Origin of the sequence: Celerinatantimonas diazotrophica, assembly GCF_004339545.1 — a bacterium.
Taxonomy (GTDB): Bacteria; Pseudomonadota; Gammaproteobacteria; order Enterobacterales; family Celerinatantimonadaceae; genus Celerinatantimonas; species Celerinatantimonas diazotrophica.
On record NZ_SMGD01000012.1, the window covers coordinates 60,116 to 84,149 of the forward strand.

Here is a 24,034-nt window from a genome sequence, read left to right on the forward strand (position 1 = left end):
GTAGGATGTCGGTAATTTCACGCCATTTCAACCGATTATCTTGCGCCTTAAGTATGCGTATTCTGCATACTTCAGATTAGGAAATGACGTAAGTTAGAACTGTCCCGTCAAAGGACAGAGTGGGTCACTTATCAGCGAGCTGAGGAACCATATGGTTTACTCTTATACAGAGAAAAAACGCATTCGTAAGGACTTCGGGAAACGTCCTCAAGTAGTGGATACGCCTTACCTGCTATCTATCCAGCTTGACTCTTTCGAGAAATTTATCGAAGTCGATCCTGAAGGCGAGTATGGCCTGGAAGCAGCGTTTCGTAGTGTTTTCCCAATAGCTAGTTATTCTGGCTATTCAGAGTTGCAGTATGTGAGTTACCGTTTAGGTGAACCGGTATTTGACGTGAAAGAATGTCAAATCCGTGGTGTTACCTATTCTGCTCCATTGCGGGTAAAACTACGGTTGGTGCTGTATGATAAAGATGCACCAGCGGGCACTGTCAAGGATATCAAAGAGCAAGAAGTGTACATGGGAGAAATTCCTCTCATGACAGAGAACGGTACATTTGTGATTAACGGTACTGAGCGGGTTATCGTATCGCAGTTACATCGTAGTCCCGGGGTTTTCTTTGATCATGACCGTGGTAAAACGCATTCCTCAGGGAAAGTTCTGTATAACGCCCGAGTAATCCCTTACCGTGGTTCTTGGTTGGACTTTGAGTTCGATCCTAAAGATAACCTATTTGTGCGTATTGACCGCCGTCGTAAATTGCCAGCAACTATTATTTTGCGAGCAATGGATATGAGCAGCGAAGAAATCCTGAATTATTTCTTCGATTCGACTCATTTTGAAATTCGTGATGGCAAAGTCTGGATGGAACTTGTTCCTTCACGTCTACGCGGCGATGTTGCTTCTTTCGATATTCTCCTCGAAGGCGATACGCTTGTAGAAAAAGGTCGTCGCATTACTGCTCGTCATATTCGTAAGTTGGAAAAAGCAAACGTGAGTGAGCTTGAAGTTCCACTGGAATATTTGGCTGGCAAAGTACTTGCCCATGACTATGTTGATGAATCAACAGGTGAAGTGGTTGCAAGTGCCAATACCGAATTAACCTTAGAGCTGGTTGCAACATTATCGCAAGCTGGCTTTACTAAATTGACAACCATTTATACCAACGATTTGGATAATGGGGCGTTTATTTCTGACACTCTGCGCAGCGATGCATCAACGAACCGCTTGGAAGCGTTAGTTGAAATTTATCGAATGATGCGCCCGGGTGAGCCACCAACACGCGAAGCTGCAGAATCACTGTTTGAAAACTTATTCTTCAGCACAGATCGTTATGATCTGTCTACCGTTGGTCGGATGAAATTTAACAGCCGTGTCAGCCGTGAAGATGGTAATGAAGCAGGTATTTTGGATAAAACCGATATCCTGTCTGTCATGAAAACTCTGATCGACATTCGTAACGGTCATGGTGAAGTCGATGATATCGACCACTTGGGTAACCGCCGTATCCGTAGTGTCGGTGAGATGGCTGAAAATCAGTTCCGAGTTGGCTTGGTTCGTGTTGAACGAGCGGTTCGAGAACGTTTGAGCTTGGGTGACCTTGACTCACTGATGCCTCAGGATCTGATTAACGCTAAACCGATTTCGGCAGCGGTGAAAGAGTTCTTTGGCTCTTCGCAACTGTCTCAATTTATGGACCAGAACAACCCGCTGTCAGAAGTGACCCATAAGCGTCGTATTTCTGCATTAGGTCCGGGTGGGCTGACTCGTGAACGTGCCGGGTTTGAAGTGCGCGACGTACACCCAACTCACTATGGTCGGTTGTGCCCAATTGAAACGCCAGAAGGACCAAACATTGGTCTGATTAACTCTTTGGCGGTTTATTCTCGCACTAATGATTATGGTTTCTTGGAAACGCCTTATCGCCGCGTCAATAGTGGTGTCATTTCTGATGATGTTGAGTTTTTGTCAGCCATTGATGAAGGTAAATATGTCATTGCTCAGGCAAATGCGCCATTTGATGCAGACGGTCGTTTAACCGAAGAGCTGGTTCCTTGTCGTCATCGTGGTGAATCTACATATATGACACCGGATCAGGTTCAGTTTATGGATGTGTCTCCTCAGCAGATTATTTCTGTTGCGGCTTCATTGATTCCATTCCTTGAACATGATGATGCGAACCGAGCCCTGATGGGATCGAACATGCAACGTCAGGCTGTACCGACTATTCGTTCAGATAAACCGCTGGTTGGTACCGGGATCGAACGTGCTGTTGCTGTCGACTCAGGTGTGACTGTGGTGGCTAAACGTGGTGGCTTTGTTAACTATGCCGATGCATCTCGTATTGTGATTAAAGTTAACGAAGATGAGTTGCGTCCAGGCGAAGCGGGTATTGATATCTATTCATTGACTAAATATACCCGGTCAAACCAGAACACCTGTATCAACCAACGCCCAGTTGTTAAAACGGGTGAGCCGGTCATGAAAGGTGATGTATTAGCTGATGGCCCATCAACTGACTTAGGTGAGTTGTCACTAGGCCAAAATATGCGCGTCGCGTTCATGCCTTGGAATGGTTATAACTATGAAGACTCCATCTTGCTCAATGAAGATGTAGTAAAAGAAGATCGTTTCACCACGATTCATATTCAAGAGCTTTCTTGTATTGCTCGTGATACCAAATTGGGGCCAGAAGAAATTTCTGCGGATATCCCAAATGTAGGTGAATCTGCTTTAAGCAAACTGGATGAATCCGGGATTGTTTATGTTGGAGCTGAAGTCAAACCTGGTGATATTTTAGTAGGCAAAGTCACGCCTAAAGGTGAGACCCAGCTGACTCCAGAAGAAAAACTGTTGCGAGCGATTTTCGGTGAAAAAGCTTCGGATGTGAAAGACACATCTTTGCGGGTACCGAACTCAACATACGGCACCGTGATCGACATTCAGGTCTTCACTCGTGATGGCGTTGAAAAAGATAAACGTGCTATTGATATCCAAGATGCCCAGCTGCGCGAAGCGAAGAAAGATTTGACAGAAGAGTTTAAAATCTTTGAAGAAGGGATTTTAGCTCGAGCTAAGTCATTGCTGTTAAGTGCTGGAAAATCAGAAGCTGATTTAGGTCGTATGAAACCTGCTGATTGGTTTGAAATTGCCTTGATCGATGAAGACGCGCAGACTCATCTGGAGCAGATTGCTCAGCAGTATGACGAGCTGAAAGCTGATTTTGAGAAAAAACTGGATATTAAACGTCGCAAAATTACCCAAGGTGACGATTTGGCACCAGGCGTGCTGAAAATCGTCAAAGTCTATCTGGCCGTGAAACGTCGGATCCAACCTGGGGATAAAATGGCCGGTCGTCACGGGAACAAAGGTGTGGTTTCAATTATTGTGCCTCGTGAAGATATGCCTTATGACGAAACAGGTCGCCCGGTTGATATCGTGTTGAACCCGCTAGGGGTGCCATCACGTATGAACATTGGTCAGATTCTCGAAACCCATTTGGGGATGGCAGCGAAAGGTGTCGGTGAGAAAATTGATGCAATGCTCAAAGATCAACGTGGTGTTGAATTGGCGAAAATTCGCGAATTCATCCAGAAAGTATATGACTTAGGTCATACTCGTCAGCAAGTTAATTTAGACGAATACAGCGATGAAGAACTGCTGACTCTGGCGCAAAACTTACGTAAAGGTGTGCCAATGGCAACGCCTGCGTTTGACGGTGCCCATGAACCAGAGATTAAGGAACTGCTTCGTTTGGCTGATATTCCAGATTCTGGTCAGATCCAATTGTACGATGGCCGCACCGGGATGCCATTTGAACGTCAGACCACGGTTGGTTATATGTACATGCTGAAACTGAACCACTTGGTTGATGACAAAATGCATGCACGTTCAACCGGTTCTTATAGTCTGGTTACTCAGCAGCCTCTGGGTGGTAAAGCTCAGTTCGGTGGTCAGCGCTTTGGTGAGATGGAAGTGTGGGCACTGGAAGCATATGGTGCAGCTTATACGCTGCAGGAAATGCTGACTGTTAAATCAGATGACGTGAACGGTCGTACGAAGATGTATAAGAATATCGTTGATGGTAACCATAAAATGGAACCTGGTATTCCAGAATCATTTAACGTATTGCTCAAAGAGATCCGGTCACTCGGTATCAACATTGAGTTGGATCAGGAATAGCCGTCGTTTAACGGGTGAATCAATTTTGTGGGAGTGTGCTTGCACCTCCCGCTAGGTTTGACTCCACACTGGAGAGAAACGTGAAAGACTTACTTAAGTTTCTTAAGCAACAAAATAAGACCGAAGAGTTTGAAGGGATCAAAATTGGTCTGGCTTCACCAGATCAGATCCGTAGTTGGTCATTTGGTGAAGTAAAAAAACCGGAAACGATTAACTACCGGACTTTTAAGCCTGAACGCGACGGTCTGTTCTGTGCCCGGATTTTTGGTCCGGTAAAAGATTACGAGTGTTTGTGTGGGAAGTACAAGCGCCTGAAACACCGTGGTGTTATTTGTGAAAAATGTGGTGTTGAGGTTACTCAATCCAAAGTACGTCGTGAACGTATGGGCCACATCGAGCTGGCATCGCCAGTTGCACATATCTGGTTTTTAAAATCGCTGCCATCTCGCATCGGTTTGTTACTAGATATGACACTGCGTGATATTGAACGTGTTCTATATTTTGAATCGTTTGTTGTGACTGAACCAGGCATGACGACCCTTGAACGGGGTCAGATGTTGACTGAAGAACAGTATCTGGATTCATTAGAAGAATACGGAGATGAATTTGAAGCAAAAATGGGAGCCGAAGCGGTTCTCGATTTGCTGCGTCAGATTGAACTGGCCAAAGAAATTGAAGTTATGCGTGAAGAATTAGGTGCAACTAATTCTGAAACAAAACGCAAAAAACTGACGAAACGCTTGAAGTTAATGGAAGCGTTTGAACAGTCTGGCAATAAGCCAGAATGGATGATTCTGACTGTGCTACCTGTACTGCCACCGGATCTGCGTCCGTTGGTACCGCTCGATGGTGGCCGTTTTGCAACGTCAGATTTGAATGATCTGTATCGTCGGGTGATTAACCGTAACAACCGTCTGAAACGACTGTTGGATCTGGCAGCACCAGACATTATTGTTCGCAACGAAAAACGGATGCTACAAGAAGCCGTCGATGCGCTTCTTGATAATGGTCGCCGTGGTCGTGCGATTACCGGTTCTAACAAGCGTCCTCTGAAATCTTTGGCCGATATGATCAAAGGTAAACAGGGGCGTTTCCGGCAGAACTTGCTTGGTAAACGTGTCGACTATTCAGGTCGATCAGTGATTACTGTAGGTCCATACCTGCGTCTGCATCAATGCGGTTTGCCTAAAAAAATGGCACTTGAACTGTTCAAGCCATTCATCTATGGCAAGCTTGAAGCGCGTGGTCTGGCGACGACCATCAAGGCGGCCAAGAAAATGGTCGAGCGTGAAGGGGCTGAAGTTTGGGATATCTTAGAAGAAGTTATCCGTGAACATCCGGTTATGCTTAACCGTGCACCAACCTTGCACCGTTTGGGGATCCAGGCATTCGAACCTGTTTTGATCGAAGGTAAAGCGATGCAGTTGCACCCATTAGTGTGTGCGGCTTATAACGCCGACTTCGATGGTGACCAGATGGCCGTTCACGTACCGCTGACACTTGAAGCACAGCTTGAAGCGCGGACGTTGATGATGGCAACTAACAACGTGCTATCGCCTGCCAACGGTGATCCAATTATTGTTCCTTCACAGGACGTTGTCTTGGGCTTGTATTATGCAACTCGCCCGAAAATTAACGTTAAAGGTGAAGGGATGTACCTCGAAAGCCCGAAAGAAGCTGAGAAGCTTTATCGTGCTGGCGTGGTTGACTTGCATGCGCGAGTAAAAGTCCGAATCCGTGAAGTTGAGGTTGCAGATGACGGCTCTCGTGTTGAAAAAATCGAATTAAAAGATACCACCGTTGGTCGTGCCATTATGTGGCTGATCTTCCCTGACGGTCTGCCTTTCTCACTGTTAGATAATGCATTGGGTAAAAAACAGATCTCAAAACTGATCAACGTTTGTTATCGTCGTTTGGGACTAAAAGCTTCTGTTATTTTTGCTGACCAATTGATGTATACCGGTTATCACTATGCAACTTTGTCAGGTATTTCTATCGGCATTAACGATATGGAAATTCCACCTGAAAAAGCACAAATTATTGGTGATGCTGAAGCGGAAGTTACCGAAATTCAGGAACAGTTCCAAAGTGGTTTGGTGACTGCTGGTGAACGCTATAACAAAGCGATCGATATCTGGGCGACTGCCAACGACAAACTGTCTAAAGCGATGATGGCTAACCTTTCAACTGAAACGGTTATTAACCGTGATGGTGAAGAAGAATCGCAGGATTCGTTTAACAGTATTTATATGATGGCCGATTCAGGGGCGCGTGGTAGTGCCGCTCAGATCCGTCAGCTCGCTGGTATGCGTGGTCTGATGGCAAAACCGGATGGCTCTATTATCGAAACGCCTATTATTGCGAACTTCCGCGAAGGTTTGAACGTACTCCAGTACTTCATCTCTACGCATGGTGCTCGTAAAGGTTTGGCGGATACTGCACTGAAAACAGCAAACTCAGGTTATCTGACACGTCGTTTGGTTGACGTCGCTCAAGACTTAGTCATTGTTGAAGACGATTGCGGCACTCATGATGGTGTGATGATGACTCCGCTGATTGAAGGCGGTGATGTGGTTGAACCACTGCGTGAACGGGTACTGGGTCGAGTCGTTGCTGAAGACGTCATTAAACCAGGAACGGATAACGAAGTGCTGGTTGAGCGTAATACGCTGCTCGACGAAAAACTGTGTGACGTTCTAGAAACCAACTCAGTTGATCATGTCCTAGTTCGCTCTGTCATTAGCTGTCAGGTTGACTATGGTGTGTGTGCTAAATGTTATGGCCGTGACTTGGCTCGTGGTCATCAGGTTGGAATTGGCGAAGCGGTGGGAGTTGTTGCTGCACAGTCAATTGGTGAACCGGGTACTCAGCTGACCATGCGTACGTTCCACATTGGTGGTGCGGCATCTCGTGCAGCAGCAGAAAGTAACATTCAGGTGAAAAACTCTGGTTCTGTGAAACTGCACAACGCTAAGTATGTGAAAAACTCCGAAGGGAAAGTGGTTATCACATCGCGTTCAACTGAACTGACCATTATTGATGAAATGGGGCGTACTAAAGAAAGTCATAAACTGACTTACGGTAGTATCCTTGAAGCGCAAGATGGCGGAGAAGTGAAAGCGGGCGATATCGTTGCCAACTGGGACCCACATACTCACCCAATTATCACCGAAGTAGCTGGTCATATTAAATTTGTTGATATGATCGAAGGCGTTACCATTAGTCGTCAAACCGATGAGTTGACTGGTTTGTCGAGCATCGTAGTGATGGATGCAAATGAACGCTCTGGCGCAGGTAAAGAAATGCGTCCAATGGTGAAAATGGTTGATGATGACGGCAAAGATCTGCTGATCCCTGGTACGGATGTGGTTGCATCTTACTTCTTGCCTGGTAAAGCGATTGTCAACCTCGAAGATGGCGCGCAGATTAATATCGGTGATGCTCTGGCTCGTATTCCTCAGGAATCTGGCGGTACCAAAGATATTACCGGTGGTCTGCCACGAGTTGCCGACTTGTTCGAAGCTCGTCAGCCCAAAGAGCCGGCTATTCTGGCAGAAATTGACGGTACGATTAGTTTTGGTAAAGAAACCAAAGGTAAACGTCGTCTGGTCATTACACCAAGTGAAGGTGATGCGTACGAGGAGATGATTCCAAAATGGCGTAATCTGAACGTGTTCGAAGGTGAAAAAGTCCAGAAAGGTGAAGTCATTGCCGATGGTCCAGAATCACCACATGATATTTTGCGTCTGCGTGGTATTCATGCAGTGGCAGCTTATATCGTGAACGAAGTGCAAGATGTATATCGTTTGCAGGGCGTGAAAATCAATGACAAACACATTGAGACGATCGTTCGTCAGATGCTGCGTAAATGTATTATCAGCACTGCAGGTGACAGTAACTTCTTACCGGGTGAACAGGTTGAAGTGGCGCGCGTTAATATCGAAAACCGTCGTTTGGAAGCCGAAGGCAAACAGGGCGCAACTTATCAGCGCGAACTGTTAGGGATTACTAAGGCATCGTTGTCAACTGAGTCATTTATCTCAGCTGCATCGTTCCAGGAAACGACTCGCGTATTGACTGAAGCGGCCGTCAGCGGCAAACAGGACGAATTACGCGGCCTGAAAGAAAACGTTATTGTAGGTCGACTGATTCCTGCCGGTACTGGCTTTGCTTATCACCAGCAACGTCGTAGCCGTAATGAACCAGCACCACAGATTACTGCTGATGAAGCAGAACAGAATCTGGCAGATTTGCTTAACGCAGCTGATCACGGCGAATAAAGCGCAATCTTTACTGGTTTTAAGTGCTTAAGGCGGCCTTTGGGTCGCCTTATTATTTTGTGCCAGTAACCATTGACAACAGCTTTGAAGCTGCACAGACTAACTTTTTAGTAATATTGATCATGTTAGGAATTTATTATGGGAAAACAGATTATTTCTACCGATGATGCCCCCGCAGCTATCGGACCCTATTCACAAGGTACTAAAGTTGATGGGATTGTTTATGCTTCCGGTCAGATCCCATTGGACCCGAAGACCATGACTTTGGTTGAAGGTGGTATTAAAGAACAAGCAAAACGCGTGTTAGATAACTTGATGGCGGTATTAGAAGCGGGCGGCGCTGATCACTCAACGGTGGTTAAGACCACTTGCTTTTTAAGCGACATGAATAATTTTGCAGCGTTTAACGAAGTGTACGGAACCTATTTTTTGGAAACGCCTCCAGCTCGCTCATGCGTTGAAGTTTCGCGTTTGCCGAAAGATGTTTTGGTCGAAGTTGAAGCCATTGCTTGTTTGAAATAATGCCTCTGACCTATACATTGCTGGTGACATCCGCTGCCTATGGGCGGCAAGGCGGCACAACTGCTTTGCGTTTTGCCAGAGCTTTGGTTGAGCAAGGGCATATCCTTAAATCGGTGTTTTTCTATTTAGAAGGCACATCGAACGCCAACTGTTTTTTGTCACCAGCATCTGATGAGCACCATTTGTATCAAAGTTGGTGTGAGCTTTGCCAACAGACTCAATGTCAGCTATTAGTCTGTGTCGGTGCTGCGGCTCGGCGTGGTTATATTGATCACTGCCAAGCTAAAAATTCGATGTTTAATCTTCGTGAGCCGTTTCAGGTCTCAGGCCTTGCTGAAATGACAATTGCTATGCAACAAGCGGATCGAGTGATGCAGCTATGAAATCGATGCTATTTATCCTGACGCATGCACCGCATGGCAGTTCATTTGCCCGTGAAGGCTTAGATGCGGTATTAGCAGCTTCGGCGGTTTGTGACCAGATCAGTGTGTTGTTTGAAGGGGATGGGGTATGGCAATTAATGAAAGGCCAGCAACCGCAGGCGATTTTACAGCGCCATATCGAGCCTACTTACGGGATGCTCAGCCTCTATGACATTGAGCACTGTTATGCATGTAAGAGCGATCTAGAAGAGCGCGGCATTGCCTTTGAGCAAATGAGCATCGATCTGCAAATTATCGATGATGCCAGAGCGGCTGATTTGTTGGCGCAACATTCGCTGATAGTGAGGTTTTAATGTTGCATATTTATCGTGGCAGCCATTCTCTCGGCCGTGACTTGCAGCGCTGTCTGTATCAAATGAGTTCAAGTGACGCTCTGTTATTAATTGAAGACGGAGTTTATCTGAGCCAAAACCCAATCGAGCCACTGAAAAAACGGGCGCAACAAGGCCAAGTTTTTATACTCGTTGATGATGTTGTCGCTCGAGGACTGAGTGTCGACGCAGTTTATCAGCGAGCGGATATGGCTAAGTGGGTCAGCTTAAGCGTTGAGCATGATAAATCGTTAACTTGGTGAGCGAATTTTGACGAAATGTTATGACGGCAGCATAAATTGGCAGTAAAATTAGGCAACTAAAAGAGCATATAACAAAGCCCCTTGCTGTTTTATGAATAAGCGGCCTCGTTGCCTTTGATATCACGCATTAAAGCGTATCGTATATCTTGACTCTGTTAGCTTAAGCGAATAAAATTTCGCCTCCCGTTTATTGCGGGGGATTTTTCACATGTTTAAAAAATTTGAACCAGGAGCTATTTTCAATGGCAACTATTAACCAGTTGGTACGCAAATCGCGTAGCCCTAAAGTTGTTAAAAACAACGTACCGGCTTTGCAAGCGTGCCCACAGCGTCGTGGTGTATGTACTCGTGTATACACTACTACACCAAAAAAACCTAACTCTGCACTGCGTAAAGTTGCGCGTGTTCGCTTAACTAATGGCTATGAAGTGACTTCATACATTGGTGGTGAAGGTCACAACCTGCAGGAACACTCAGTTATTCTGATTCGTGGTGGTCGTGTTAAAGACTTACCAGGTGTTCGTTATCACACTGTTCGCGGCGCATTAGACTGTGCTGGTGTGAATGACCGTCGTCAAGGTCGTTCTAAATACGGTGCGAAACGGCCAAAATCTTAATGGTTCTCCGTTAAGTAAGGCCAAACATTCATTTTACGAAGTTTTTTAATTTTCGTTTTGGGGTAACCTGAAGCATATCGGAGAATACTAAGATGCCTAGACGTCGCGTCATCGGTCAACGTAAAATTCTGCCAGATCCTAAATTCGGATCAGAATTGTTGGCTAAATTTGTCAACGTAGTAATGGTTGACGGTAAAAAATCTATTTCTGAAAAAATTGTATATGGTGCGCTAGATATTGCAGCTGAGAAATCAGGCAAAGGCCACCAGGAAATTTTTGAAGTAGCTCTGGAAAACGTGCGCCCAGCGGTGGAAGTTAAATCTCGCCGTGTTGGTGGTTCTACATACCAAGTTCCAGTTGAAGTTCGCCCAGTTCGTCGTAACACACTGGGTATGCGCTGGATGGTGGATGCAGCACGTAAACGTGGTGAAAAATCTATGGCTCAGCGTTTGGCAGGAGAAATCCTGGACGCAGCTGAAAACAAAGGTTCTGCGGTTAAGAAACGTGAAGACGTTCACCGTATGGCTGATGCAAACAAAGCGTTTGCTCATTACCGTTGGTAATTTCCTCGTCGCGGCAGTTCCATGCTGCCGCCTTTTTCTTTATCGCATTTTTTCTAAGGGGTTGCCCTTAGTAAGAGGATAAAATGGCTCGCACAACTCCAATCGAGCTCTACCGTAATCTCGGTATTGTTGCTCACGTGGATGCTGGTAAAACTACCACGACAGAACGTATCCTGTTTTATACAGGTCTGTCTCACAAGATTGGTGAGGTACACGATGGCGCTGCCACCATGGACTGGATGGAACAAGAGCAGGAACGTGGTATTACCATTACTTCTGCTGCCACGACAACCTTCTGGCAAGGTATGCAGGCACAGTTCCCTCGTCACCGAATCAACATTATCGACACTCCCGGACATGTGGACTTTACTATTGAAGTAGAGCGTTCATTACGTGTTCTTGACGGTGCTGTCGTGGTTTTCTGTGGTGCTTCAGGTGTCGAACCACAGTCTGAAACAGTATGGCGTCAGGCTGATAAGTACCATGTCCCTCGGATGGTGTTCGTCAACAAAATGGATCGTGCCGGAGCGGATTTTGACTGGGTTTGTGAACAAATCCGTCATCGCTTAGGTGCAACCTGTGTGCCTATTCAGCTCAATATTGGTGCTGAAGATGCATTTAAAGGTGTAATTGACCTGATTAAAATGAAGGCAATTAATTGGAATGATGAAGATCGTGGGATGACCTTTACCTACGGCGACGTTCCTGCTGAGCTAGCTGAAAAAGCTGCAAAAATGCGCGAGTACATGGTTGAATCTGCCGCAGAAGCGAATGAAGAACTGATGGATAAATACCTTGAAGAAGGTGATCTTTCAGAAGACGACATTAAAGCAGGTTTGCGTATTCGCACGCTCAATAATGAAATTGTCGTTGCAACTTGCGGTAGTGCTTTTAAAAACAAAGGTGTTCAAGCTGTACTTGATGCAGTGATTGAATTTATGCCTTCACCTGTTGAGGTGCCATCAATTAAAGGTGAAGACGAAGAAGGCAATACTGTTGAACGTCATGCTAGTGATGACGAACCGTTTTCTGCATTGGCGTTTAAAATAGCAACCGACCCATTTGTTGGTACATTGACCTTCTTACGTGTTTATTCAGGGGTTTTAAACTCGGGTGACCAAGTTTATAACTCAGTTAAACTTAAACGTGAACGCATTGGTCGTTTGGTGCAGATGCATTCAAATGATCGTAAAGAAATTAAGGCTGTTTGTGCGGGTGATATTGCTGCTGCAATTGGCCTTAAAGATGTCACTACAGGTGATACGCTGTGCGATATGGACAGCAAAGTGATCTTGGAACGGATGGAATTTCCAGAACCGGTTATTTCGATTGCTGTTGAACCCAGAACTAAAGCTGACCAAGAAAAAATGGGGCTTGCATTGGGTAAACTGGCGGCCGAAGATCCATCGTTCAGAGTTCAAACTGATGAAGAATCTGGCCAGACAATTATTTCTGGTATGGGTGAATTACACCTTGATATCATCGTTGATCGTATGAAACGCGAATTCAAAGTGGAATGTAACGTGGGTAAACCTCAGGTTGCTTATCGCGAAACAATTCGTAAAGCGGTTGAAGTTGAAGGTAAATTTGTCCGCCAATCAGGTGGCCGAGGGCAGTATGGTCATGTGTGGTTGAAATTGGAGCCACAAGAATCTGGCACAGGTTATACATTCGAGAACAAAATTGTTGGTGGTGCTGTTCCTAAAGAATACATTCCAGCAGTTGATAAAGGGATCCGTGAGCAGATGTCTCAAGGGGTTCTCGCTGGTTATCCAATGTTAGATGTGAAAGCAACCTTGTTCGATGGTTCTTTCCATGAAGTCGACTCGAATGAAATGGCATTTAAAATCGCCGCTTCTATGGGCTTCAAAAAAGGCGCTCTTCAGGCATCTCCAGCTTTGCTTGAACCGATGATGAAAGTAGAAGTGACTACCCCTGAAGAGTGGATGGGTGATGTTGTCGGTGACTTGAACCGTCGCCGTGGTATTATTGAAGGCATGGATGAAGGCGCAGTTGGCCTAAAAATCATCCGTGCCAAAGTGCCTCTGGCTGAAATGTTCGGCTATGCAACGGACCTGCGTTCTGCAACGCAAGGGCGTGCATCATACTCAATGGAGTTCCAAGAGTATAATGAAGCACCAAAAAATGTTGCAGAAGCTGTAATTGAAGCTAAAACTAAATAAATCCATTTAGACGAAGGCTTGGCTTTCACTGGCCTGACAATATAGAAGGTAAATACTGTGTCTAAAGAAAAATTTGAACGTACGAAACCGCACGTTAACGTTGGTACCATCGGTCACGTTGACCACGGTAAAACTACACTGACCGCCGCGATCACAACTGTTTTGGCAAAAACTTATGGTGGTGCAGCGAAAGACTTTGCTGCAATTGATAACGCCCCTGAAGAACGTGAACGTGGTATTACTATTAACACTTCGCATGTTGAGTACGATACGCCAACTCGCCACTATGCGCACGTTGACTGCCCCGGACATGCTGACTATGTGAAAAACATGATCACTGGTGCCGCTCAGATGGACGGTGCTATTCTGGTTGTTGCTGCAACTGACGGCCCTATGCCTCAGACTCGTGAACACATCCTGTTGTCTCGTCAGGTTGGTGTTCCTTACATCATCGTATTCATGAACAAATGTGACATGGTTGATGATGAAGAGCTGCTCGAACTGGTTGAAATGGAAGTTCGTGAACTGCTGACTGAATATGAATTCCCAGGTGATGATGTTCCTGTTATTCAGGGTAGTGCTCTGGGCGCGCTGCAAGGCGAAGCTAAATGGGAAGAAAAAATCCTTGAGCTAGCTAAAGCTCTGGATGAAAACATCCCAGAACCAATTCGCGATATTGACCACCCATTCCTGCTGCCTATTGAAGACGTATTCTCAATTTCTGGCCGTGGTACTGTAGTTACTGGTCGTGTTGAACGTGGTATTTTGAAAGTTGGTGAAGAAGTTGAAATCGTAGGTATTCACGATACTCAGAAAACCACTTGTACCGGTGTTGAAATGTTCCGCAAAATGTTGGACGAAGGACGCGCTGGTGAAAACGTTGGTGCACTGTTGCGTGGTACTAAGCGTGAACAGGTTGAACGGGGTCAGGTTCTGTCTAAACCAGGTACAATTACACCTCATACTCACTTCGAAGCTGAAGTGTATGTATTGAGCAAAGAAGAAGGTGGCCGTCATACTCCTTTCTTCAAAGGTTACCGTCCACAGTTCTACTTCCGTACAACTGACGTAACCGGTGCTGTTGAACTGCCTGAAGGTGTTGAAATGGTTATGCCTGGCGACAACGTGAAGTTCACAGTACAACTGATCTGCCCAATCGCAATGGACGAAGGTCTGCGTTTTGCGATTCGTGAAGGTGGTCGTACAGTTGGTGCTGGTGTGGTTTCTAAAATCATCGCTTAAGCTTAAAAGCACCAATGACAAAAACCGCCACGAATGGCGGTTTTTTTATCTCTTTAATTTATCGGCACAAAGACTGGGGAGGTAAGATCAAAGTTCATACTCCCTCTTATAAAAATGGTACATAAAGATGCCCCGATGTTAGATAAATATCATGGGATTGTCTTTGTTTAAACTCTATCTACTTGCCACTGCTAGCGGTTGGGGCGATTCGTTAGTTAGGGTTTTAGAACTCGGCCATGGGGCATTTGCGATAAACACTGATGCCATTCAGATTGCCATAACTCTCAACAATTTTAATGTCACTGAAATCGAGCGGGTCAGTGGTGTTCGATTGCCCATCTCTACGGCTATTTTTGAGTGAGCCAGTAAATTTTAGAATACTCCATCGGCAAATCCGCACCAGCTTAGCATCTTTATTAAGTGCATTATAAACCAGTGATGCCCATTATTGAGTCATCAACACGTTCATCACTGGGTTTATTTAGAATAGAAATGAAAAAGTTAGAGGTTTAACGCGGTAAAATCACTGGCATCATGACGTTCGTCTAGATGGGGCTCTCCCCAGGTTCGGTTGACAATTTTACCTCGTTTGACTGCAGGACGCTCTGCAATATGCTGTGCCCAGCGCTGCAGGTTCGGATAGGTATTCACGTCAAGGAATTCAGCTGCATCATATATGTCGCCTAATACCAGTGAACCATACCAAGGCCAAATCGCGATATCCGCAATACTGTATTCGCCTCCTGCAATGTATGGGTGTTGGGCACATTGCTTGTCGAGCAGGTCAAGTTGGCGTTTGGTTTCCATGGTAAAGCGATTAATCGCATACTCGATTTTTTCTGGTGCGTAGTTGTAGAAATGACCAAAACCACCGCCCAAATAAGGAGCACTCCCCTGAAGCCAGAAGAGCCAGTTCATCTGTTCAACACGAATAGATGGATCTGCTGAGAGAAACTCGCCGAATTTTTCGGCTAGATATAGCAAAATATGGCCTGATTCAAACACGCGAACAGAAGGTTTTGCATGGGTATCTAGCAATGCCGGTATTTTAGAATTTGGATTCAATTCAACAAAACCGCTGGAGAACTGTTCGCTTTCGCCAATGCGGATGAGATGAGCATCGTACTCAGCACCTTCAATCCCCAATGCCAGCAGCTCTTCAAGCATAATCGTGACTTTTTGACCATTGGGGGTCCCCATTGAATAAAGTTGCAATGGATGTTTGCCTTGGGGAAGGTCAGATTGATAGCGAGCACCTGCAGTGGGACGATTAATGCTAGACCAGGTACCGCCTGCATCACTGTCGTTGTGCCAGACTTTAGGAACCTGATAAGTATCATTGCTCATATTTGTCTCCTTATTGCATTGAGTATTGCATACGGATACTAAACTTAAGAAATCCATTGTAATCACAATGGGTTGGTGTTGTCATCCAAAGCATTTTGAATGCAGTTGATTCATACCGGGATTAGCGCATTGCTGATGGGGTAGACAATGGCCACTCAAACAGGGCATTAATGCGCTCGATAATTCATCTTCGTAATGATCTAACCAGGCATAGCGCTCGCGGTATGTTTTACGCCGAGAGCGTTTGATTTCTTCAATGGGTCTGCGGCTTGTCGCAACAGGTAACTGGAAAAACCATTCATCAGCGCTAACCCCTTCTAACTCTTCCCAAAGCTGGTCATAGTTCAGATTAAAGCGCTGTGCTTTGCCATGATAGCGTTTAGCGTTATAAATATGTGCTTCATTTTTCACTGCATAGAGTGACTTAATCTCAAGCTGTTGGGCTAGCAGTTGTAATGTGATAACCATAAAAGACTTCGGCCGCATGCCATAAAAGGTTTTGGTAAACTGATGGCTGAAGCCATTATCGTTGGTGCTTCCTTGTATGCATCCGATATAAAAACTACCCGCATGATAGGTAAACGCCAACAGATAATAAACATTGTTTTGAGTATCTTTTAACGACAGTGTTAATTCACCTTCTTTGCGAGCTTTACCATCAAAGCTTAATGTGACCAGATAGTGCTGCTCATCTTTATCAAGCTGTGCCAGTACGACTTCGTCCAAATAGATAGTTTCACGGGTTTGTGCTGTAAACGTCTGTTCCAGCCAGTGATAATGATCATTGAGCCATTCTAGAGTTGCTTTCTTGTTTAGACCCACATGGATAAAAGGCACCATGCATTTCATTAGATACTTGGGCTGTTTATTCAGCAGCAGCATGCGGTCGCCTTGGGCTACAAATTTTACCATTTTGCGAAAATAAGGATAAAAAACTAAGGCACGAAAGATAAACTTACTCACTTGACGTGCTTTATGTTTTTTATTGTGCGCACAGGCTTTAAGAGCCGATTGGACGATCATCACTGCTACCCCTTAATTATTGGCTTCTTTGACTAACTTTTATTGTTTTAAATAGAATGACTTGCATCCGTTACAAGTTATAAGCAAACAATTCCATTGTTTAATAAAGGGTCATTCTTGAAATGGCTTTGCGTTCAGTGTGCAGGTGCAATGATTAATGGAACAATATTGCAGAAATCCCTAAGTTGGTAGGTTCACATCCAAATGTTGCGATTGTGTTAACTGAAGGCCTAATGATTATATAAAACGGAGCTAGAGCTTGTAAACTACTAATCGTATTGGGGGCTCTGTTTCTTGGTTTTCTATCTACAGCAAGTCCTCAGAAGGAGCGATAGCTGATGCGTGAATAGCTTATCGATAACAAAAAGTTGACTATTCTCATGGGGGCAGGATGGCATGGATGATGACTTACTTTTTAAGGTTTCATCAATAAAAAACAAGAAAATTCCACCCATGCCATCCTCTTGTTATATTGTCATTAAAGGAAAAATTCAAGGTAATATTTCGATTCGCTCCAATATATGTATCTGTGAAATTCGACGGAAACATTGAAGTACGAGTGATAAGGCAAAATACAGGGACGATGCAGTTCTTTATGTCCTCTCACGCCAGTCTAAACATGAGTGATCTGCTCTAATTGAACCGGACACTTTAATAATCGAATATAATAATTCAATATACGGCTGATGGTGATTTGTCGCCAGTTGAATATGAGCAAACTCCTTTAAGAAAAGTGTCCTGATTTAGTTGTGCAGAATAAGCCCCTCCAATGATTATAATACATCGCCCTAATATACTTACTTTTCTGTTCATCTTACCTATCGTTATTTATTAATAATAATGTAATTAACAATATTGGTGGCGTTACCAAAATTCAATGGGAATTGATCCAGACTCTTCAGAGGGTTAGACAAAATAGAGTGGATAACTGTTAAGGTTAGCGATTAGAGTCTACCCTTATAGTAGGCACATCGCTATCTCTCTAGGAGAAACGTTATGAGCTATAAACACATTTTAGTTGCCATTGATTTGTCTGACGAATCAAGCAAAATGCTAGTCGAGAAAGCACTCGAACAAGCGGTCCCTAGTCAATCCAAGGTATCGATTGTCTATGTTGACGTAGACCATATTGTCGAAGAACGAAAAGATCGACAGCACTATAAAGAGCAGTTGCAACAATTGGTGGATCAATGTGATTACCCGATTACTGACACTTCGGTGGTGATTGGTGACTTAGTCGTCAAAGTGGCTGGGATGGTTGAAAAGGAACATGTCGATTTAGTGGTTTGCGGGCATCGCGACCGCTCTGTCACTCATTTATTCAGCTCAGCTGCAAAGCTGGTGAATAATGTGAGTGTCGACTTGCTAGTTGTACATTTAGACTGATACCTAAAATCAGAAACGGAGAAGCTATTTTCTAAATAGCAGCGATGAAGAAGGCAGCGTCGCGTTTAAACATTAAAAATGTATTGTAAAAAATTGCTGAGTCTGCTCAAAAAGATGCAATATGCTCAGTGAACCACAGTATCTGGGCCCTGTTGTCGGGCATTCTCAGCTCATTTATCGTGATGCTCCGTCAATTGCTCTGACCGGGATGTTTTTTAAAATTTCATGGCCTGCCATGCGCATATTGACGGCTAAGATCTGCTCGTCACATTTTGGTGTTGTAACATAGTGGGTGATGCAACCACATAGATTACAACGATGAAATTCAACTTCGTGGTCTTGCCAAATATAAAAAACCGTATTTTCTTTTGTGTGGGAGACGGTTATCTCTTCTGGAGAATAGTAGGCCCATAACGCCGCATATCTTCGACATATTGAACAATTACATTGACCGACCTCGCTAGGGGAGGCTGGTAATTTGAGATGGATATTTCCACAATGACATGTGACTTCCATGGACTATGCTCCGCATATTAACTTGAAACCTTTCACCACTGAAGGTGCGTTATTATCTGTCAATCTTTATCAGCTCATTCTATCTCGATGTAAATAGTTTTGTGGTGAATTTAACCAATAAAAAAACCGCCGCAAGAGCGACGGTTTTTAATCCACAAGTTAGCTAATTATTTAGCTGCTTTGCGAGCTTTAGCTTCTGCAATCACTTGTTCAGCAACGTTCTGTGGACAAGGCAGATAGTGAGAGAATTCCATAGAGAATTGACCACGACCAGAGGTGATTGTACGCAGGTGGCCAATGTAACCAAACATTTCTGATAATGGTACATCTGCTTTAATACGTACACCTGTCGCACCTGGATCCTGAGCTTTGATCATACCACGGCGACGGTTCAAGTCACCGATAACATCACCAACATTGTCATCAGGAGTGAATACGTCAACTTTCATGATCGGTTCAATCAGCTGAGGGCCTGCTTTTGGCATAGACTGACGGAATGCGCCTTTCGCTGCAATTTCAAACGCAATTGCAGAGGAGTCGACTGCATGGTAACCACCATCAAACAGTTCAACTTCAACATCAAGCACTGGGTAACCCGCCAGAACCCCTTCCTGCATCATGCCAGCGAAGCCTTTTTCAATGGCTGGGAAGAATTCTTTAGGTACGTTACCACCAACCACGGTTGAGGTGAATTTGAAGCCTGAACCCACTTCACCAGGTTTGATGCGGTAGTCGATTTTACCGAACTGACCAGAACCACCAGACTGTTTCTTATGGGTGTAGCTATCTTCAACTTCCTGAGTGATCGTTTCACGGTAAGCAACCTGAGGTTTACCGACATCCAGTTCAACACCGTAAGTACGCTTAAGGATGTCAACTTTGATATCCAAGTGTAATTCACCCATCCCTTTAAGGATGGTTTCACCTGAATCTTCATCAGTTTCAACCTGGAATGATGGATCTTCGGCCACCATTTTACCGATTGCGATCCCCATTTTTTCAACAGAACCTTTGTCTTTTGGCGAAACAGCAATTGAGATCACTGGTTCTGGGAAGATCATAGGTTCCAGAGTACAAGGGTGTTTCACATCACACAAAGTATGACCGGTTTGAACGTTTTTCATCCCTACAACTGCGATGATGTCACCAGCTTGAGCTGAAGTCAGCTCGGTACGGTCATTTGCGTTCATTTCGACCATACGACCGATACGTTCTGTTTTACCGGTTGCAGCGTTCAAAATGGTGTCACCTTTTTTCATCACACCAGAGTAGATGCGGATAAAGGTGAGGGCACCGAAACGGTCATCCATAATTTTGAATGCTAATGCGCGCAGCGGTTCGTCTGCAGAAACAATGGCTTTTTCACCGGTTGGTTCACCTGTTTCTTCATCAGTCAGCTCTTGAGGGTCAACTTCAGTTGGCGCAGGCAGATAATCAACAACAGCATCCAGTACCAGCTGGATCCCTTTGTTTTTAAATGCACTACCGCAATAAGTTGGGAAGAACTCAAGTTTACGAGTCCCTTCACGGATACACCGTTTAAGATCTTCGATACTTGGCTCGGTACCATCTTCAAGGTATTCCATCATCAGGTCTTCATCTAATTCCAGAGCTGTTTCGATCAGCTCTTCGCGATACGCTTGCGCGTCGTCAACTAGATCTGCAGGAATATCAACAATTTCATAGTTTTCTGGAAGTCCGGTTTCATCCCAGATGTAAGCTTTTTGTTGAAGAACATCAACAACACCTTTGAAGTCATCTTCACGGCCAATTGGCAGCGTCATAACCAGTGGGCGAGCTTTCAGTACATCTTTAATCTGTTTGACAACGCGATAGAAGTCCGCGCCCATACGGTCAAGTTTATTGACAAAGATCACACGGGCAACTTCAGATTCGTTTGCATAACGCCAGTTGGTTTCTGATTGGGGTTCAACGCCACCACTACCACAGAATACACCCACACCGCCGTCGAGAACTTTCAGAGAACGATATACTTCAACTGTGAAGTCAACGTGTCCTGGAGTATCGATAATGTTCAGGCGGTGATCTTTCCAAAAACAGGTTGTTGCAGCGGACTGAATAGTAATCCCACGTTCTGCTTCCTGTTCCATGAAGTCGGTTGTTGCTGCACCATCATGAACTTCACCGGTTTTATGAATTTTACCAGTCAATTTCAAGATTCGTTCAGTTGTTGTGGTTTTACCAGCGTCAACATGGGCAAAAATGCCTATGTTTCGGTATTTTAGAAGGTCTGTCATAACAATACTCAGTTGGAGACACAAAATTTCGCGGTATTTTACCTATTTTTTTGATGTATTTCTCGTCGTTTTTTAGATTAAATACCATTCTTTGTAAAATTTTCTTTGGAAATTTAGTCTAAGCCGATAGTTTCTAGATTGTTTGATGTTTAACCAAGCGCTATATTGCGATTTCCAAAGATCACAGAGGATCATAGCTGAAGTTTAATTTTTTGCTGAGCTTGTCCCTGATTCAGCGCTTTTCTGGGGATTTTGGGTAATGATATAAAGGGAAATGGGTAGATTGATTATTACTATTGCCAATAGGTTCAAAGGCTTATCCTCGATAGGATGTTTCTTAAGCAATTAAAGTCCTTGTCTTTAAGCAATTAAAGTTTTGCGCTCTTCAACTGAAGAGCGCTTTTTTTATCTCGCCATTGGAGACTATTGTCCCGGTTCCAGCGCGGCTTCACGTTGCGGGTGATGTTTAAAGTGCATCACTTTTAAGCTAATCAACACCAGAATCACCGATAAGACCGTGATCGCATGTCCCAGAGCATTGAGGGCGCCGTGATTTAGAAATAGCGAATAGCAAGCGCCAGCAACGGCCGTCCCCAAGGCAAAGCAACTTTGCTGAATCGTATTGAGGGCACTACTGGCGGCCCCTGCTTGATGCAGGGGGACATTGCTTAAGGCAATGCGGTACGCTGAGGTGAGCATAAATGCATTCCCTAGCCCAACCAGACCGGTTGCAAACGACAACTGCACGAGTGTAATCGTCGCATTATAGTGGTGAATCAGGACGGCTGTCGTGATAAACCCTACCAAGGTTATGAATGAGCCTAGCGCAAAGCTTGAGAAGTAGCTCATTTTCCTGACAAGCGAGCGACTTATCATGGAGCCCACAAAAAACATGATTCCCAACGCAATAAAGCTATCACCGGATAAGCGGGGCGAAAAATGCAGTGCTTTTTGCAGCGTGAGCGCACTCACAAACAAGTATCCGGCGTAACAGAAGGTCACCGCCGATTCACTTAAAAAGCCAATGCGGGTTATTTTAACTGTAAATAAAGAAGGCGGTAACAGAGGTTGTTCAGCGTGGCGCTCTAGATGTTTTTCGATTTTCCACAGCCAGTAACAAAGTGGTGCGGACGCAAGCAGCAGCAACCATAATAGTGGCCAATGTTCAGCCATGCTGATGGGGATAAGAAGCGATAATAACAGTGTGCTAAAAAGCCCCATCCCTTTGAAATCCATCGAACTGATATGGTTAGAGCGAGTTTCTGGGATGAGTTTAAAACTCAAGGCAATGATGAGTACACAGATGGGTAAGTTAATTAAAAAGGCAACTCGCCAGCCCAATCCAAAGAAATCTGCACTAATTAAATACCCACCCAACATCTGTCCTAGCGCCACGGATAATCCAGCAACTGCCGTATATATGCCAATAGCCCGGCTATGTTTTTGCCCGCTTAAGCAAGCGTGAATGGTGGCTAAGATCTGTGGCATTAACAGTGCCCCAAATAATCCCTGTGCCAAACGTCCGAATAGCATCATCACAATTGAACTTGAGATCGCACAAAGTGCTGAAGCGACTGCAAAACCGGCCATGCCTAGGATGAAAATTTTACGTCGGCCAAAGCGGTCGCCGAGCCTTGCGCCGGTCGCAATACAGACGGCAAAGCTGACGCCATACAAGGCAACAATTAATACCAGTGCAGTCGTATTGGCATGCAGGGAAGCCCCAATCACATTCAGCCCGACATTGACGATTGAAAAGTCCAGTTGCGGTAGCAATTGCCCCATGACCAATAAAATGAGTCCTAATGAGGATAACGTGTGATCTTTCTGCATAGAGTGAGCTCAGAGTGTAAATGCTGTTTTTAAAACAGCAGGTGAACCAGAGCATGCTATTATGAACAGTTATAAGAGGTGTACAAGAAATTGACCAGACACGTATAAAAAGTATTAGGCTGTTGTTTTCAGGTTGGGTGAATCAGCCTTTGCGCGTGTTACAGTCGTCATTCTAACTCGTCTAGGGAGAGAACAGTTTTGATGAAAACCAGTCATGATCATTGGCAATTAGTCGGGGCGTTTTTGCGCCAAAAGCGAGAAGCGATGGACCCAGAGCAAGTTGGTTTTGTTCGCTCGCCACGTAGTCGTACTCCGGGGTTAAGGCGCGAAGATGTGGCTGCTTTGGCGCAAATTAGTACTGTCTGGTACAGTAAAATAGAACGGGGTAAAGCAACTGGTGTTTCCAAAAGTGTGCTGAAGACGTTGGCAGATGCTCTAAAATTTACCACCCAAGAGCTCGAATATCTGCTTTCGCTGAGTGAGGACCCGGAGTCGGCAACGCTTGATCCGTGTTTAATCCTCTCGGAGCAAAGTCAATTGCTACTGAAACAGGTCAATCCTTTGCCCGCATTAATTATGAATGACTATTTTGATATCCTCGGGGCCAATCGCGCATTCATATTGTTTTGTGGGGTCGAGCTGAGCCAACTGCCAGTACATGAGCGCAATTATATTTATCTCACAATTAATAATGCTAAATGGCAACAGTATTTACAGAGCGATAGTGAGCAAGCTTTGGCTGGCCATCTGCAGCGAATGGCTGGGTTATTGCGCAGTCGCTGGATGACTCGGCGTAACGACCCGATTTTTAGTAAGCGTATTGAAACATTTAAGCAGTGCTCGAGAGATTTTTCTCAGGCTTGGGAACATCAGCGTGTTCAACCATTTGAGCATTTAGACTACCAACGTTGTCATGCGCACCTTGGACCGATTACTTTAACGAAGCAAGTTTGGTGGAATCACGCAGACGAATCGAGCGCTCGCTTTAATGTGTTTTATCCGCAAACCAGTGATGATATGCAACGTTTAACGGATGTGTTTAATAACCACTTAGAGGAATGAGT

At 44.7% G+C, this 24,034-nt stretch carries 18 protein-coding genes; 13 read left to right on the forward strand and 5 right to left on the reverse strand.

The window, feature by feature from the left end; all coding sequences use genetic code 11:
• Nucleotides 1-151 precede the first annotated feature (151 nt).
• The 11 genes from rpoB (at nt 152) to EV690_RS06685 (ending at nt 14,968) form a co-directional block, all read left to right on the forward strand.
• Nucleotides 152-4,183, forward strand: a complete 4,032-nt coding sequence (gene rpoB, locus EV690_RS06635) for a DNA-directed RNA polymerase subunit beta (RefSeq protein WP_131912221.1) — start codon at nt 152-154, stop codon at nt 4,181-4,183.
• Nucleotides 4,184-4,263: 80 nt separating this feature from the next.
• Nucleotides 4,264-8,463: a DNA-directed RNA polymerase subunit beta' gene (rpoC, locus tag EV690_RS06640; RefSeq protein ID WP_131912222.1), complete on the forward strand. Its 4,200-nt coding sequence runs from the start codon at nt 4,264-4,266 to the stop codon at nt 8,461-8,463.
• Nucleotides 8,464-8,601: 138 nt separating this feature from the next.
• Nucleotides 8,602-8,985, forward strand: coding sequence for a RidA family protein (locus EV690_RS06645; protein WP_131912223.1), 384 nt, complete (start codon nt 8,602-8,604; stop codon nt 8,983-8,985).
• Nucleotides 8,973-9,368 (forward strand): sulfurtransferase complex subunit TusD, encoded by a 396-nt coding sequence (gene tusD, locus EV690_RS06650; RefSeq protein WP_224054942.1) that lies wholly within the window; start codon nt 8,973-8,975, stop codon nt 9,366-9,368. Before EV690_RS06645 ends, tusD begins: the two co-directional genes overlap by 13 nt.
• Entirely contained in the window at nt 9,365-9,721 is a 357-nt protein-coding gene (tusC, locus tag EV690_RS06655) for a sulfurtransferase complex subunit TusC (RefSeq protein WP_131912224.1), read from the forward strand. Before tusD ends, tusC begins: the two co-directional genes overlap by 4 nt.
• Complete coding sequence (tusB, locus tag EV690_RS06660) at nt 9,721-10,002, forward strand: sulfurtransferase complex subunit TusB (RefSeq protein ID WP_131912225.1); 282 nt, start codon at nt 9,721-9,723, stop codon at nt 10,000-10,002. Before tusC ends, tusB begins: the two co-directional genes overlap by 1 nt.
• A 242-nt stretch (nt 10,003-10,244) precedes the next feature.
• Nucleotides 10,245-10,619 (forward strand): 30S ribosomal protein S12, encoded by a 375-nt coding sequence (gene rpsL / locus EV690_RS06665; RefSeq protein WP_131912226.1) that lies wholly within the window; start codon nt 10,245-10,247, stop codon nt 10,617-10,619.
• Between the two features lie 92 nt (nt 10,620-10,711).
• Nucleotides 10,712-11,182, forward strand: coding sequence for a 30S ribosomal protein S7 (gene rpsG, locus EV690_RS06670; RefSeq protein WP_131912227.1), 471 nt, complete (start codon nt 10,712-10,714; stop codon nt 11,180-11,182).
• A gap of 83 nt (nt 11,183-11,265) precedes the next feature.
• Entirely contained in the window at nt 11,266-13,365 is a 2,100-nt protein-coding gene (gene fusA / locus EV690_RS06675) for an elongation factor G (protein WP_131912228.1), read from the forward strand.
• Nucleotides 13,366-13,422: 57 nt separating this feature from the next.
• A complete protein-coding gene (gene tuf, locus EV690_RS06680) occupies nt 13,423-14,607 on the forward strand; it encodes an elongation factor Tu (RefSeq protein ID WP_131912229.1) in 1,185 nt (394 codons plus the stop codon).
• A gap of 163 nt (nt 14,608-14,770) precedes the next feature.
• Nucleotides 14,771-14,968 (forward strand): hypothetical protein, encoded by a 198-nt coding sequence (locus EV690_RS06685; RefSeq protein WP_131912230.1) that lies wholly within the window; start codon nt 14,771-14,773, stop codon nt 14,966-14,968.
• Nucleotides 14,969-15,108: 140 nt separating this feature from the next.
• Here EV690_RS06685 and yghU read toward each other — a convergent pair whose 3' ends face one another.
• Both yghU and EV690_RS06695 read right to left on the reverse strand, forming a co-directional pair.
• Nucleotides 15,109-15,954 (reverse strand): glutathione-dependent disulfide-bond oxidoreductase, encoded by an 846-nt coding sequence (gene yghU / locus EV690_RS06690; RefSeq protein WP_131912231.1) that lies wholly within the window; start codon nt 15,952-15,954, stop codon nt 15,109-15,111.
• Nucleotides 15,955-16,035: 81 nt separating this feature from the next.
• Nucleotides 16,036-16,977 carry a VirK/YbjX family protein gene (locus tag EV690_RS06695; protein ID WP_131912232.1) on the reverse strand — a complete coding sequence of 314 codons (942 nt, stop codon included), beginning with the start codon at nt 16,975-16,977 and terminating at the stop codon, nt 16,036-16,038.
• Nucleotides 16,978-17,973: 996 nt separating this feature from the next.
• On the opposite strand from EV690_RS06695, the gene EV690_RS06700 reads away from it, so the two are divergent.
• Nucleotides 17,974-18,363 carry a universal stress protein gene (locus EV690_RS06700; RefSeq protein WP_131912233.1) on the forward strand — a complete coding sequence of 130 codons (390 nt, stop codon included), beginning with the start codon at nt 17,974-17,976 and terminating at the stop codon, nt 18,361-18,363.
• Between the two features lie 174 nt (nt 18,364-18,537).
• Here the strand turns inward: EV690_RS06700 and EV690_RS06705 are convergent, their stop codons facing one another.
• The 3 genes from EV690_RS06705 to EV690_RS06715 form a co-directional block, all read right to left on the reverse strand.
• A complete protein-coding gene (locus EV690_RS06705) occupies nt 18,538-18,879 on the reverse strand; it encodes a GFA family protein (protein WP_131912234.1) in 342 nt (113 codons plus the stop codon).
• A gap of 167 nt (nt 18,880-19,046) precedes the next feature.
• Nucleotides 19,047-21,137: an elongation factor G gene (fusA, locus tag EV690_RS06710; protein WP_131912235.1), complete on the reverse strand. Its 2,091-nt coding sequence runs from the start codon at nt 21,135-21,137 to the stop codon at nt 19,047-19,049.
• A gap of 423 nt (nt 21,138-21,560) precedes the next feature.
• Nucleotides 21,561-22,970, reverse strand: coding sequence for an MFS transporter (locus EV690_RS06715; RefSeq protein ID WP_131912236.1), 1,410 nt, complete (start codon nt 22,968-22,970; stop codon nt 21,561-21,563).
• A gap of 201 nt (nt 22,971-23,171) precedes the next feature.
• Here EV690_RS06715 and EV690_RS06720 point away from each other — a divergent pair, with 201 nt between their 5' ends.
• The gene (locus EV690_RS06720) at nt 23,172-24,032 is read left to right on the forward strand and encodes an MmyB family transcriptional regulator (protein WP_131912237.1); all 861 of its coding nucleotides are present in this window, start codon (nt 23,172-23,174) and stop codon (nt 24,030-24,032) included.
• The last annotated feature ends 2 nt before the right edge of the window (nt 24,033-24,034 follow it).

Bases quoted from the DNA above. Each gene is read 5' to 3' on its own strand.
- rpoB (WP_131912221.1), top strand. From the start codon at position 152: ATGGTTTACTCTTATACAGAGAAAAAACGCATTCGTAAGGACTTCGGG.
- EV690_RS06645 (WP_131912223.1), top strand. From the start codon at position 8,602: ATGGGAAAACAGATTATTTCTACCGATGATGCCCCCGCAGCTATCGGA.
- tusC (WP_131912224.1), top strand. From the start codon at position 9,365: ATGAAATCGATGCTATTTATCCTGACGCATGCACCGCATGGCAGTTCA.
- tusB (WP_131912225.1), top strand. From the start codon at position 9,721: ATGTTGCATATTTATCGTGGCAGCCATTCTCTCGGCCGTGACTTGCAG.
- rpsL (WP_131912226.1), top strand. From the start codon at position 10,245: ATGGCAACTATTAACCAGTTGGTACGCAAATCGCGTAGCCCTAAAGTT.
- rpsG (WP_131912227.1), top strand. From the start codon at position 10,712: ATGCCTAGACGTCGCGTCATCGGTCAACGTAAAATTCTGCCAGATCCT.
- fusA (WP_131912228.1), top strand. From the start codon at position 11,266: ATGGCTCGCACAACTCCAATCGAGCTCTACCGTAATCTCGGTATTGTT.
- yghU (WP_131912231.1), bottom strand. From the start codon at position 15,954: ATGAGCAATGATACTTATCAGGTTCCTAAAGTCTGGCACAACGACAGT.
- EV690_RS06695 (WP_131912232.1), bottom strand. From the start codon at position 16,977: ATGATCGTCCAATCGGCTCTTAAAGCCTGTGCGCACAATAAAAAACAT.
- EV690_RS06700 (WP_131912233.1), top strand. From the start codon at position 17,974: ATGAGCTATAAACACATTTTAGTTGCCATTGATTTGTCTGACGAATCA.
- EV690_RS06705 (WP_131912234.1), bottom strand. From the start codon at position 18,879: ATGGAAGTCACATGTCATTGTGGAAATATCCATCTCAAATTACCAGCC.
- fusA (WP_131912235.1), bottom strand. From the start codon at position 21,137: ATGACAGACCTTCTAAAATACCGAAACATAGGCATTTTTGCCCATGTT.
- EV690_RS06715 (WP_131912236.1), bottom strand. From the start codon at position 22,970: ATGCAGAAAGATCACACGTTATCCTCATTAGGACTCATTTTATTGGTC.
- EV690_RS06720 (WP_131912237.1), top strand. From the start codon at position 23,172: ATGAAAACCAGTCATGATCATTGGCAATTAGTCGGGGCGTTTTTGCGC.